Annotated in this window: 10 protein-coding genes; 4 read left to right on the top strand and 6 right to left on the bottom strand. The window is 39.1% G+C overall.

The features are described from left to right. Window positions 1–95 precede the first annotated feature (95 nt). Window positions 96–2,123, top strand: a complete 2,028-nt coding sequence (locus NLF99_RS12075; RefSeq protein WP_254528495.1) for an FUSC family membrane protein — start codon at window positions 96–98, stop codon at window positions 2,121–2,123. Window positions 2,124–2,129: 6 nt separating this feature from the next. On the opposite strand, the gene NLF99_RS12070 is transcribed toward NLF99_RS12075, so the two are convergent. Both NLF99_RS12070 and NLF99_RS12065 read right to left on the bottom strand, forming a co-directional pair. After that, the gene (locus tag NLF99_RS12070) at window positions 2,130–2,444 is read right to left on the bottom strand and encodes a hypothetical protein (RefSeq protein ID WP_254528493.1); all 315 of its coding nucleotides are present in this window, start codon (window positions 2,442–2,444) and stop codon (window positions 2,130–2,132) included. Between the two features lie 568 nt (window positions 2,445–3,012). Then, window positions 3,013–4,500 carry a sulfatase gene (locus NLF99_RS12065; RefSeq protein WP_254528491.1) on the bottom strand — a complete coding sequence of 496 codons (1,488 nt, stop codon included), beginning with the start codon at window positions 4,498–4,500 and terminating at the stop codon, window positions 3,013–3,015. A gap of 118 nt (window positions 4,501–4,618) precedes the next feature. Here NLF99_RS12065 and NLF99_RS12060 point away from each other — a divergent pair, with 118 nt between their 5' ends. Both NLF99_RS12060 and NLF99_RS12055 read left to right on the top strand, forming a co-directional pair. Continuing rightward, a complete protein-coding gene (locus NLF99_RS12060; protein WP_254528489.1) occupies window positions 4,619–5,530 on the top strand; it encodes a hypothetical protein in 912 nt (303 codons plus the stop codon). 12 nt (window positions 5,531–5,542) lie between these two features. Continuing rightward, window positions 5,543–6,457 carry a hypothetical protein gene (locus NLF99_RS12055; protein ID WP_254528487.1) on the top strand — a complete coding sequence of 305 codons (915 nt, stop codon included), beginning with the start codon at window positions 5,543–5,545 and terminating at the stop codon, window positions 6,455–6,457. A 73-nt stretch (window positions 6,458–6,530) separates the two neighbouring features. Here NLF99_RS12055 and NLF99_RS12050 read toward each other — a convergent pair whose 3' ends face one another. Next, window positions 6,531–7,451, bottom strand: coding sequence for a glycoside hydrolase family 43 protein (locus tag NLF99_RS12050; protein WP_254528485.1), 921 nt, complete (start codon window positions 7,449–7,451; stop codon window positions 6,531–6,533). A 217-nt stretch (window positions 7,452–7,668) separates the two neighbouring features. Between NLF99_RS12050 and NLF99_RS12045 the strand changes: the two genes are divergently transcribed. After that, complete coding sequence (locus NLF99_RS12045) at window positions 7,669–7,956, top strand: hypothetical protein (RefSeq protein WP_254528483.1); 288 nt, start codon at window positions 7,669–7,671, stop codon at window positions 7,954–7,956. 93 nt (window positions 7,957–8,049) lie between these two features. Here NLF99_RS12045 and NLF99_RS12040 read toward each other — a convergent pair whose 3' ends face one another. The 3 genes from NLF99_RS12040 to NLF99_RS12030 form a co-directional block, all read right to left on the bottom strand. Beyond that, window positions 8,050–8,388, bottom strand: coding sequence for a zf-TFIIB domain-containing protein (locus tag NLF99_RS12040; protein WP_185217158.1), 339 nt, complete (start codon window positions 8,386–8,388; stop codon window positions 8,050–8,052). 188 nt (window positions 8,389–8,576) lie between these two features. Then, a complete protein-coding gene (locus NLF99_RS12035) occupies window positions 8,577–10,187 on the bottom strand; it encodes a RagB/SusD family nutrient uptake outer membrane protein (protein ID WP_254528481.1) in 1,611 nt (536 codons plus the stop codon). 49 nt (window positions 10,188–10,236) lie between these two features. Then, window positions 10,237–13,185, bottom strand: coding sequence for a SusC/RagA family TonB-linked outer membrane protein (locus NLF99_RS12030; RefSeq protein WP_254528473.1), 2,949 nt, complete (start codon window positions 13,183–13,185; stop codon window positions 10,237–10,239). Between the last annotated feature and the right edge of the window lie 33 nt (window positions 13,186–13,218).

The raw sequence follows: 13,218 nt of genomic DNA, 5'->3' as shown, positions 1-13,218 counted from the left end.
TATTTTGTCAGAAAAATTTTACTCCATATCATATTTCAAAAACCGATTGGAATCATTATTTTTGCGCTGTAATAAATTAATTCAATTATAAAATATTGGTTGCAGCTTTATTTTCGAGGTTATTATCATTTTTAAAGACAGAATCAAGTCTAGATGCACTTCGAAACATCCTAGTCGTTTTAGTTCCCAGTTTTTTCATCTTTTTCTTTATTGATGGTGCTATTGCGGTAGCTTTTGCGGTTGGAGCCCTCCTAGCGGCATTGACCGATGTGCCTGGAAACAAAACCGACAAATTAAGTACTGCGGCTTATTGTCTTCCGATTTTCTTTATTACAGCACTAAGCATTTCCACTGCCCTTTTCCATCAATCCTGGGTAGTTGTTCCGCTTCTAGGGATCTATGGCTTTATTTATACCATTATTGCCTTGTTAGGCTTTCGGGTAAATGTAGTCGGAAACCTAGGGCTCATCGTTGCCAGTTTCACGATTGGCCTAAGACCTGATGATCCGATCAGCTTTAGTCTTTCCGTTACCGCAGGAGCCTTATTCTTTTTTATGGTCTGTATCATTCAGGTTTACCTACATCCCCATCGTTCCTTGCGATATGCTGTAGATGGCGGCTTGAAGACTATGGCACAATTGATCCGCTTAAAAATAGCATGTTATGATGAAAAGGAATCTTTACCAAAGGCATATAAGGAATTAAGTGCGTTGCACACGAAATTAAGCGATCAATTGGAAGCTATCCGATCCATTCTCCTTCGGGATAAAAAACTGCATTCGGAAGCAGACCTGGAGAGCAAAATATGGCTCGCCAAACTATACCAATTAGTCGATCTCTATGAATTGTTGATGGCCATTGACAATGACTACGAACATATCCGAGAGACCTTAAAAGGAGGAAACACGCTGAAATTGATCCGACAATCCTTGTACCTCCTGTCCAAGGAAACCAAAAGATTAACTATTTCCAGTCAAAAGATCGGGCAAAACAAATTCACCAAAAGATATAAATTAGAGGAGCTTCTCTTGCAATTGGAAACGGAGGAGGCTGATGCTTCACCTGAGAAATGGATCTTGATCTGCTCCATCAGCACGCAATTACGGCACGTGGCCGACATCTTGCAAAAGATCCAAGCCAAAGAGATCTATCAAGACATTACCTTGGTGGAGAGCAAGAATTACGCAGATTTTGTGGCTCCTAAGAGCAACATCAAAACAATCCTGCAGAACCTAAGCTTTAAATCTCCGATCTTCTCTTATGCAGTCCGCATGTCTGCCCTTTTGATGGCTGGAGGGCTGATAGGGTATTTCCTTCCCGAATATCGCTATGCTTCTTGGATCTTGTTGACTATCATATTGGTGGCAAGACCTAGTTATACCAATACCCAAAAAAGAAATTACGAACGTATTGTCGGTTCTGTTATCGGCATTGCAATAAGCCTGTTATTGCTAGTGTATATAAAAAATGCTTGGGTGTTGATCGCCATAGCTGCATTTTGTCTTTATTTATTCCTGCTTTTCAACAAGCCCAATTATTTGGTCTGTGTGATTTTTATCACCATTACCATCTTGTTAGGACAGCATATCCATGAAGGCAATATACAAGACCTATTAGGCAGTCGTTTTGCATTTACTTTATTGGGATCGATTTTCGCGGTTTTAGGTTGTTTAGCAATTCCTATCAACCATTATCGCAGCGTAGAACAAAGTACCAATGCTATGCTCCAACATTTCAAATCTTATTTGCATAAAATTGAAGAGAGCTACCAAACCGGCAACCTGAATTATTATGATTTGAGACTCCTTAGGAAGTCTACCCAGGCTTCATTGGCACAATCCTATGATTCCCTTGACCAATTTGCCAAAGAACCCCTTAAAGGAAAATACCTTAAAGCGGATATTGCACATTTCCAGACCCTAGCTTATCGGATCAATGCCCTTTTGGTTGGTTTGTCGGTGAATATGACGAAGTTAGGTTTCACCTTGGAACCCGAGGTCCTGGAAGAGAAAGTTCATTATATCAATGACATTATTTCTGAAGCTGAAGCACTTTCCAAAAAACTGGCAAAGGGAAGGAAAGAGAAAAACGGAAAAACAATTCAGCTGGAGGCTAGTAAGTAGGTTTTGTTACTTTTTCGCGGAAAAGTAAACAAACCGATGAAGCTGCTCATGGATACCAACCCTTCTCTTACTTTTGAAGCCCAAATTAACCAAAACGCGAGGGTACTCATGGATACCAATTCTCTTCGTTACTTTTGAAGCCCAAAAGTAACCAAAAGGCTTCGGCTCATTTAAGATGGCTTTTCGCACAATCCAACACACATGAAAAGAATGCCTTGATGTCGGGAATATCTTCCTGAATATCATCCCTTTTGATGGGATGATATTCAGGAAGCATTCTAAGGCCAATCCCATCGCACGGGTCAACGGCATTCTTTCCATTTTTCCGCCATTGGAAATGAGCCAGCGCTAAAGGGCTTCCTTCGGAAGGATGACATTTGTAGAAAACCAACAGCGGGGGTGGAATCTTTGTAGAAATGTGAACCGTTCTAGGTCCAACCCCTGTAATGGGTGAAATCTTTGTAGAAAAATGTACAATCTATCGGCGAACCCACAGCGTGGGTGAAATATTTTTCTACGAATCCCCATTCCGACCCTAAAACAATAAAAAATGGTTCTCTCATCTTACGATTCGAGATGAGAACGATTCCTAAAAAAAATAAAAAATAGATTCTTCGCTCCGCTCTGAATCCCTCTCAGGAAATTTCCAATTCTGAACGATGAATGAAGAATCTGTACGGTTTTCTACACTAGATTTTGTCATCCTAAATCGAAGATTTAGGAACTGTACGCCAATACATAACAGTTTGTATAGTTCCGAGATCCTTCCTGCGTCAGGATGACGATGAAAATATAGCTTTTTTACGTCCTACTGCCCTAAAAGGGCAAAATTATTTTATGATATACAAAAACGGAGTTCGATAAATCGAACTCCGTTTTTGCTTCATAATTACCCCTTCTTTTTAGGCATAGGAGCCTTATTTTTTTCTAGGGTAGCCTTGAGCTCAGCCTTTAATTCTTCTGCGATCTTATTCATTCCATTTTGCTGGATAATATTATGCTGTTCGCCTAGGTCCTGCTCAAGATCAAACAATTCAAAACTATCATTTCGTAAAGACCAAACCAGCTTATATTTTCCTTTTCGGATTGCCGAACGATAATTAAATCCATCGCCATCTGATTTTGTCCATTTATTGGGAATATGGAAAATCAAGGCACGGTCAGCTCGGGTTGTAGACGGATTTTTTAGAAGGGCTAAATTACTGATACCATCAACTTGCTGTACGGTCTGCACTTTCTTGACCTGAGCCATCTCTAAAACGGTTGGAAAGATATCCTCTACTATTACTGGAACTCCAGAACGCTTATTTTTTACATCTTTATTTATGCCCTTTATGATTAAAGGAACTCGTATTCCGCCTTCGTAAATAGATCCCTTGCCCGAGCGTAATGGCTTATTATGGGTATGTGCAATTCCATCTCGAGGAGGTACGGTACTCAATCCGCCATTATCTGAAATAAAGATAATATAGGTATTGTCATTGATTTTATGTTGTTCTAAGAAGTCCATGACATCGCCAAGGCTTTTGTCCATGCTCTCAATCATGGAAGCGTATTTGGCTTCGTTCTGAGATAAGCCTTGATCTAAGTATTTCTGAAAATAACGACGGTCTTCCATTAAGGGGTCATGCAGGGCATAGTGACAGAGATTGAGAAAAAATGGAGTTTTATGCTGGATCGGATAATCCAAACTCTTGAGCGCTTCGCGGGTTAAGGCTACTGTCAGGTTGATATCCTCGCCAAAATACTCTTGCAAATTCTCTATTCCATGGTAATCCTTGCCGGTGCGTCCAAAATTTTCTTCACCCCAATAACTGGCAGGTCTACCGGTAGATGTTCCTGCGATATTGACCGTAAAACCTAAGGAATATGGGTTAGAACCAGGCGTTCCAGCTGATCCCCAATGGGCCTTTCCCGCTTGTATAGTGAAATAACCGTTGTCCTTTAAGATCTGTGGCAATGCATCAGCATAGATCGTGTGGGCATTTGGAATGGGGCTCATTCCATTATGGTTCCATTCAGGCTCTTCCATTTGTTCATCTTGGTTTCCTGTAGGATTGTCCTTAAAAGGAGCCGTCCAATTGGTCACATGATGTCGACTGGCATTCATACCGGTAATCAGGCTAACACGAGTTGGTGTGCAGACTGGCGTACTATAAGCATCGGTGAATGCTAGCCCTTCCTTGGCTAGCCGTTCCATATTTGGCGTATGATAACTTTTATTAAATTCGGTTGCCTGATCGGCAAAAGGATATGATGTGTCCTGCCAGCCCATATCATCGACCATAAAGATGATAATATTAGGTTTTTGCTGTGCATATGCTGAGCTAAAAGCAATTAATAAGAATAGAATGGTCAGTGTCTTTTTACTAAACATGTTTTCGGTAGATCGATTATTTATTTGATTTTGAATTTAGATTAGTGAGAAGATAAGGATTATTAAAAGATTTTGCCAAAATAATATGCAATCGACCATCGTTTTGCATCATTTAATTATGAAAGCAATAACCTTTATTATCTTAAATTTCCTGACCTGTGTATGCTTTTCGCAAAGCCATTCCTTCATGGAAAATCTGGAGCGTGAATTAAATCCAATTGTCCATCAGGTTCTTGAAAAAGATAGAAAGCATATGCTGATCTTTAGGCTGGACAGTTTAAATGAAGTTCAATTCTACCAAAATAATGGTAGAAATTTAGTGGACAGCCAACAGGTAAAATTGATTATGCAATCCAAAAAAGATTCATTAGCCAAAAATAAATTATATGAATTATATTTCTTTAGGGATTCTATCAGTGATACTACATTTTCAAATTATGAGATCAATGAAGCCGGTACCTTTGGAGTTTATGATATTCCAGCCTCCTATCCTGGGGGTATCAATGCCTTTCTAAAAGTTTTGCATACTGAGATATCGGCTAATCTGAACAAGGATCAAATTGATAATTACGATTGGAACAAAGCTATTTCTTTCATGGTTGACAAAAGTGGCAAGTTGAAATTTATAGAGGATAATAATCTTATTGACCTTGTTGATAGTACTAAAATCAAGAAATGGCAACCTGCTATTAAATACGGCCGTCCTGTTCCACAATATTTCACATCTGAACCGATAAATAAAGTGAAGTTCCTTTTTGAGAATCAATATAGAATTGAGCTTTATAGTTATGATGTTTTGTACCCTTCCTTTAAAGGTTATCCTATAATAATAAGTGATGCTTTGATTAAAGAAGGAAATTATCAAACTATTATATCCTTTGTAAGTGCAAAGGGTTTCTTTGAACCTCACTTAATTAAAGGAACTACAAAAAATGCTACCGAACTAATAAATTTCATAAAATCTAAAGGGATGGAACATCCTAGTTTTCTCCCCCACTTTCCTGGTCGTGTTTATGTTTATTACAAATAATAGAGTTTTATAATGAAGCATATTTTAATGATTGCCTTCATTCTTAGCATGAGCCAGTTTTTTTCGCAGGATCGGAAATCAGGAGGAAGACTACAAGCGGAGTTTGAAAATTTGATATCAAAGGGCCTAAAGCCTGACAGTACTGCATATATTGTAATCCATACGGATTCTAATAAATCATACGAAGTTTCTGTTTCACAAAATATTCAGGCTTATAAATTGGGGATTAAAACAAGTATTGATTCTATAAAACCTGAACTTGAAAAAAACTATCGATACTCCTATCATTTTTTCAAGGATTCAATTAGAGATAAGGTTTATGCAAAATATGGCTCTGAACAAATAAATGAGTGGACACGTTATGAGATTCCAGCCAGTTACCCAAGTGGAATTAATGACTTTAGAAAAATAATTTTTGCTATGATGAAGGAAAACATTGATAGCAGCAAATTAGACCAGTACGACTGGGGCCAAAAAATCCAGTTCAAGATAAAATCATCGGGAGAAATGATTTTTATGAACAAGAATAATCTTGCCGATTTGATAGACCTTAAAAAATTAAGAAAATGGCATCCCACTATGGAATCGGGTTATCTTGTAACTGAATATTTTGAAACCGACACATTATATAAAGAAGATTTCTTAAACGCAAAAACCTTTGATTTTGATGTGAACAGAGTCGATTACTTTTCCATTGACCCCCAGAATCAAGAGGTCAAGGCAAGCAAGGAAAAACCTAGTTTGTCTGAACAGAAAATTGTTCTTTCCTACATTTTCTTATACGATGAATTTTTGGATCCCATCATACTAAAAGGAGAATCCAAGGCAAGCCAAGAATTAATAGATTTTTTGGCGTTGAAAGATTATAATTTTGATTATAAGCTTTATAGTAAATACCCAGTTACCGTTTATATTTACCAAGAATAAAGAGTTTCAATAGGCTGAAAGCATACTTATCTGCCTTTAATAAGATTTTCTATATCCTAATTGATATGATCCTCTATTTTAGCTTAGGACGCAGGATCTTTCCCTTAATCTGCATTATCGGTAACTCATCCTTGCTAAAATCAACGGTTGCAATGTACATTGCCCGTGGATGAATCTTTTCTTTGGAATGATGAGCATGGAACACAATCCGTAATTTCCCTTCTTTATCCCGAAACATCGCACTATGTCCTACACCTACTAAATCTTCAGGCATCTGGAAGATGGGATTTTTATCATACTTAGTCCAAGGTCCTTCGGCGGATTTGGAGGTTGCAAAACCGATTCCGTAATGTTGACTTTCATAACTATTGGCAGAATAGGTCATGTAATAAAGACCTTTATGCTGTATTACAAATGAGCCTTCATTTACCCTTGGCCATACCGTCTCCCAATCTTGGGATACATGGATACAGGGTTTCATACCATTGGTATCAATGGTTATCAGGTCATCTTGGAGCTTGGCGACCCAAATGTTCAGACCATCATTGAAGCGATCGAAATATAAATAAGGTTTTCCATCGGAATCGATGAAAAGTGAATTGTCAATTGCTTTTTCATTTGGCAGCATGGGAGCCTTCATCTCTTGGACAAAGGGTCCAATCAGCGAATCGGAACTTGCGACACAGATATGTTCATTCGCAGAATAATACATGAAAAATTTCTTCTTTTCCTTGATATAGTATACTTCAGGAGCCCAAAACCACTTACCTCCCCAGGAGTCAGCAGATTTAAGGGCAAGGTCAGGCTCTAAAGACCATTCCTTAAGATCATTAGAGGTGTAGACTTGAATGCCATCTGCAGCATTGGTACCATAGGCATAATAGGTTCCTTGGTGCAGCATAATGAATGGGTCTCCCAAAGGCACTAACTTCTCTTGGGCATGGGAACCAATAGCCATAAGAAGAATAAAAACTAGGAGGTAAATAATTTTCATATTGGTAGGTATAGGTGTTTTTGAAAAGGTTTAAGTTACAAAATAAATCTTATTGAAAATTACGGGGTTTTTTAAAGATTATTTTATCGACAATCAACAACAAAAACAAAAACTGGTATTCATAATCGGTAATTATTGTAAAATAGATGTGAGAATACGGGAAACCGTAATGGATGAATCGAATTAATAATTACATTCGCCCCATCACACTAACATCATGGAAACCACAGACTTTAACGTTTGGCTAAACCAAAATGTTAAGCTATCTAACATTAACCAGGTTTGGACCTTGTATCATGCTGTAAGAACTGAAAGTAATGAGTTTTATTCCTTCTCCATCATGAGGGATGAGGAGCGATTATTGGTGAAGTGCTCGAAGAGCCAAAATACCCTGATAATTGAAAATGAGGAGTTAAAAAACAGATTCTTACATACGCTAGAGTATCCTTTTTTGTATCAAGGGGGAATTGATACAGCTAAGGAACTAAGCAGAGATTTAGCCTAAAATATAGGCTAACAGGGTATTCTTAATAAGAAAAGGCAGCCGTGTTGTCTATCCAAAACGACTGCCTTAAAGATTTTTTTTTCCTTTTCAGCCTTAATCAAAATCAAAAAAGTCAGATAAAAAGGATTTCTTCTTTCGAGGATATTTTTGGTTTTGTCCTCTATAGTCCCGATGGTCTCGTTGATCGCGTTCATATCGATCGTCTCGATGATCTCGATACTCTTCACGATAATCCTGCTGATAGGAGTTTTGACGATCATAGCCTTGGTTTTGTCGAGGATCTGGAGCTTGTGTTTGAGTTGAGGCATATTCCATTAGCTTATCTAACTCGCCTTTATCCAACCATACACCCCGGCAGCTCGGACAATAATCTATCTCGACCTGATGGCGTTCTGTCATCAATAATATTTCATTACAATTTGGACATTTCATAGTTCTTCTTTTTCGATGTTCTCATAAAATAGAAAATTAGGATGGTTTTTAAGGGCAAAGGACCGGTTTTTTGACATTTTTTAACAGGAAATGAATTCGTGCTAAGGAAATGGATAAACAGATGACCAGAATCAATAAAAAACCCATCTCAATGGAATGAGATGGGCCGAACTTATATTTAACTTTAACTAATAACCAGGATTTTGCTTAAGATTTGGATTCTTGGTAATCTCTGCATTTGGAATTGGGAAAAGGGTTCTTGACTGTGCATTTGTATGAGGTTTATGGTTAAACCATGATTTTGACTGAAATACGCCAAAACGGATAATATCTTGTCTCCGTCTAGCTTCAGCGGCGAATTCCCAGCCCAGTTCATCTAAGAATCTTCCATACTTCACATCAGCACCTCCATTCGCTCCAGAAACCGTATTGTTCTTTTCTTGCCAGCCGTAATTATAATTACTACCCAACATTAATTGGGCACCGGTAACCTGGGCTTTAGCAGGATTATCCTTAAAGGACCTAGCTCGAACTTGGCTCACCAAAACAGCTGCTTCATTGGCTTTATTGGTCCTAAGCAAAGCTTCTGCCTTCATCATCAAGACATCGGCATAGCGAAACATTGGATAATCATTATCCAAATTATTGGTAGCACCCTGTTTAATCGCATATTTCCCGATCCTATAGCCTGCATTTGAGGCAGCCACGGTTCCATCGCCTCCAATTCCAGGAACTTGTTTTACATAGTTGATGACCTCAGCGCCCGTGCTGACATTCAATTGAGGTCCCTGAATCCAAGTATCCACTAACCTAGTATCATCCTTGTCATAGGAGTCAATAAACTGCGGAACAGCACAATTTCCACCCCAAGGTCCTGCAGCCATGCCATAAACTAGTCGGCTCAATGGATCTAAGGTTTTCATGTGAATTTGATTTCCAAATCCATAGACTTCATCATATGGAACGGAAAATATTATTTCAGGAGAGTTCTGATTGGTAGGAGAAAATACATTCTTGTAATCATCATCTAGCCTATATTGGTTGCTCGCAATAATATCATTAGTTTCTTTGATGACCTTATCCCATTGCGCTACTCCGACATAAACCTCTGCATTTAGATAGATCTTGGCCAATAAGGTCTTTGCAGCCCAAACATTGATTCGGCCATACATCGAACTGACCTCTTCAGAAAGCATAGGAATGACTTCTTCCAGTTCCTTGATCACAAAATCATACAATTCCTTTCTCGTCTTTTGTTGAGGTAGGCTATCATCTCGATAATCAGTCACAATTGGCACATTTCCGTGATTGTCCAACAAAAGATAGTAGGCTAATGCACGAGTGGCCCGCAATTCTGCAATGGCATCTTTTCCAGTTTCTTCTGGTAATGCCAACAGGCCATCTTCAATCTGCATGATCACCATATTTACTTTGGTAATGGTTGCGTAGGCTTGATTCCAAGTATTATAGGGTTGCCATTGTTCGGTGGTCCACATGTGTTGGTGCATCCTTCTGTAAGTTCCACCATCATCCCATCCGTTTGGTCGGACTGGAGTGATGATATGGTCGGCACTTTCCTCCTGAAGGTCGAAATAACCCTGCCAGCCAAACATCAAGGACCTGAAGGAACTATAGGTAGGTGCCACAATAAAGGGCAAATCTCTTTCCTTGGGGTCCACGGTGCTTCCTAAAACCTCAGAGTACACTTCCTCATTTAAATCGGTACAGGCATTGAATGTCATGATCGAACCGAATAAACCACTGAGTAGCAATATGTTTTTTAATTTTAAATTCTTCATTTTGATTTAGTTTAATTGATACAAATTCTGAATGTGATTCATGGTAATCTTAGAATTTAACATTCAATCCGATGGTATAGGTCCGCGTAGTTGGATATCGGTCCCTGTGCTCAATTCCCGGTGCAAACTGAAATTCTCCTTCATAACTTGTAGCCTCAGGATCTAAACCTTTGTATTTGGTAAATGTGACTAGATTCAAACCGGAAACATAGATCCGAAGGTTACTGATACCTTTGATCAATTGTGGTCTGAAGGTATAGCCCAAGGTTAGGTTATCGAGTTTGAAATAATCTGCATCCTCAATGTAGTGGGACACATACACTAAATCATTGTTCAATAACTTACCATCGATCGGATCGTATGCGGTTTTCAAAACATTGTATGCTTTGTTTACAGGATTTTCATAATACATTCTAGGCATATTAAGAATCTGATGTCCGAATGCACCTCTCCAGTTTATGGTTAGATCAATGTTTTTGTATTGAAAATTGTTGTTCCATCCTAAATTGAAATCTGGGATTCCGTTTCCGTAGTATTGTCTATCTTCCACACTTGCATCTTGGATTGGAATGATTTCCCCATTTTGGGATTCCACCAACCATTTCCCATCGTCATCTAAGCCTACAGTTTTCCATACATAGAAATCACCTATGCTCCGCCCTACTTCTACACGGTGTGTAAAGGTTTGAATGGGTTCTCCAGTATAGCCAGCATCAAAAAACTCTTGGGTTACTCCAAATCTGTCATTGGATAGGTTGATCAATTTATTTTTATTGGTAGAAAAGACAACGCCCGTTTTCCATTTCACCCCTCCTTCTTTGTTCAACACATCAGCATTTACCAAAGCCTCGAATCCACTGTTGCTCATTTCGCCAGCATTGATAAACATGGTCGAAGTCAAATACGGAGGCACAGGTACTTCAAACCAGTACAATAGGTCTTTTACCCTTCTGTTGTAATAATCCAAGGAACCGTAAATCCGGTTGTTCGCCAAACTGTAGTCTAAGCCGACATTGAATTCATTTTTCCTTTCCCATCTCAAGTCTGGGTTGAAGTTACGGGCAGGCACGAATCCAGGAACCCATTTCCCATTGATATAGGCTCCTTGATCGAAGGTATAATTATAGCTGATCTGCGAGTTGTATGGAGAACCTGCAATGGTTCCGGTCACCCCATATCCAGCTCTCAGTTTTAGTTGGTTTATAGCAGGTTGATCCAGCAAGAAATCTTCTTTTGCGATGTCCCATCCTATGGAAACTGCTGGAAAATTACCCCATTTGTTGTTTTCTCCAAATGTGCTGGATCCTTCTCTCCTCAAACTCAACATAGCCATGTATTTCTCTTTGTAGTTATAGGTCAACCTTCCAAAAAAGCCAACCAAAGTTGATTCTTGTTTATAGCTATCCATGGTCGCCAAGCCTTCTTTTAATGCCATACCAGATTCCAAGGAATTATAGCTGTATTGATCTGTTGGGAAATTATAATTATAGGCACTGAAGTTTTCGAAAGTATTACGTTGCCAACTGTACCCACCCAGAACTGCGAAGTGATGGTCTCCAAAAGATTTGTTGAAATTTCCGGTCAATTCCATTAGATTTTCCACACCCGCTTGGGTAAATCGGCTAGCAGTACCATTCAGGTTATTTTTAGTGGTATTAACATGATCAAATGATGTTGATGTACCGGTTAAATCATTATCCTGAACCCTAGAAAACATGGCTTTGAAGCTCAAAGATTCAATAGGCCGGTAATCCAAGGATCCATTCATTCTCGTTTCTCTGAATATTCGGTCATTGACCGTTTCGTTGATCATCCCCAATGGATTGTCGTACATATAGGCGTTGTTCTCTTGCCATTTGCCTTCATCGTTGTAGATCCTGTCTGTTGGGTTTCTAATTAATGCTTGCCTCCACATATATGCAGAACTTCCGCCTTGCAAAGCTTTGATGCTGTTGCTGATAATCTGGATTCTGCTCCTTAGTTTTCCATCAAACATTTCATGGTTTAAATCTGCTCTGGCATTTAACCGCTGTTGACCACTTTTCAACAATACACCGTTCCAATCACGAAAATTGACGGTTCCTGTGAAATTGGTTCTAGAATTGCCTCCAAATAAAGAAAGGTTGTGATTGTGGGAGAAAGGGTTTTGAGTCACTTCATCTACCCAATTGGTACTGTGCCCCAAATCAGTGTAATTTTGTCCTTCTCCGATTAACCTTCTATAATCATCGGCATTCATCAGTTCAGGGACCCTAAATAAGGTTTGAAGAGATGCATAATTGTTATATTCGATGGTCGTTCTGCCATCGGTGGAACGGTTTTGTTTCGTCGTAATAAAAATAACACCTCCTGTAGCTCGCGTACCATAAATAGCTGCCGCAGAGCCATCTTTCATGACATCCACCGACTCAATATCTTCCGGGGCAACCGAATTAAAGTCGCCTGGTACCCCATCAATAATAACAAGAGGATTTACCGCACCTTGGATTGAGTTCAAACCTCTTAAGTTGATTTGGGTAGAGCCGTTGGGATCACCGCTCGGAGTCGTAATTCTCAAACCTGCAACTTTACCTTGGATTAATTGACCTGCATCCTTTACGGCACCTTGGTTAAAACTTTCGGATTTGACACTGGCCACTGACCCGGTCGTCTCCCCTTTCCTTTGAGTACCATATCCTACCACGACAATCTGTTCAAGGTTTTCCTCAGATTCTATCAACACGATTCTCAAAGTGGTTTGATTTGTCATGGTGACTTGCTGTGTGGCAAATCCTAAGGAATTAATTGTTAACTCCGTTCCTGGAACATATTCGAAAGAAAATGAACCATTTTCATCGGTCATGAACTTTTGGTTGGAGTTGCTTAGAGAAATTGTCACTCCCGATAATTTCTCCCCTGTCGTATTGACTACTTCCCCGTTTAACTGGATTTTATTTTGAGCAAATAAAACCTGTATACAGGAAAATAGGATGACGAGCATAATATTTGGTTTCTTCATAATGGTTAAATGTTATTTAGACAATTATTCCGA

The sequence above is a fragment of the Sphingobacterium sp. LZ11T8 genome, assembly GCF_024261425.1.
Lineage (GTDB): Bacteria > Bacteroidota > Bacteroidia > Sphingobacteriales > Sphingobacteriaceae > Sphingobacterium.
This window is presented reverse-complemented; position numbering and strand designations above follow the sequence as displayed.

Coding starts and splice junctions, on each gene's coding strand:
- NLF99_RS12030 (WP_254528473.1), bottom strand. CDS start 13,185: ATGAAGAAACCAAATATTATGCTCGTCATCCTATTTTCCTGTATACAG.
- NLF99_RS12045 (WP_254528483.1), top strand. CDS start 7,669: ATGGAAACCACAGACTTTAACGTTTGGCTAAACCAAAATGTTAAGCTA.
- NLF99_RS12070 (WP_254528493.1), bottom strand. CDS start 2,444: ATGGAAAGAATGCCGTTGACCCGTGCGATGGGATTGGCCTTAGAATGC.
- NLF99_RS12060 (WP_254528489.1), top strand. CDS start 4,619: ATGAAAGCAATAACCTTTATTATCTTAAATTTCCTGACCTGTGTATGC.
- NLF99_RS12065 (WP_254528491.1), bottom strand. CDS start 4,500: ATGTTTAGTAAAAAGACACTGACCATTCTATTCTTATTAATTGCTTTT.
- NLF99_RS12040 (WP_185217158.1), bottom strand. CDS start 8,388: ATGAAATGTCCAAATTGTAATGAAATATTATTGATGACAGAACGCCAT.
- NLF99_RS12050 (WP_254528485.1), bottom strand. CDS start 7,451: ATGAAAATTATTTACCTCCTAGTTTTTATTCTTCTTATGGCTATTGGT.
- NLF99_RS12055 (WP_254528487.1), top strand. CDS start 5,543: ATGAAGCATATTTTAATGATTGCCTTCATTCTTAGCATGAGCCAGTTT.
- NLF99_RS12035 (WP_254528481.1), bottom strand. CDS start 10,187: ATGAAGAATTTAAAATTAAAAAACATATTGCTACTCAGTGGTTTATTC.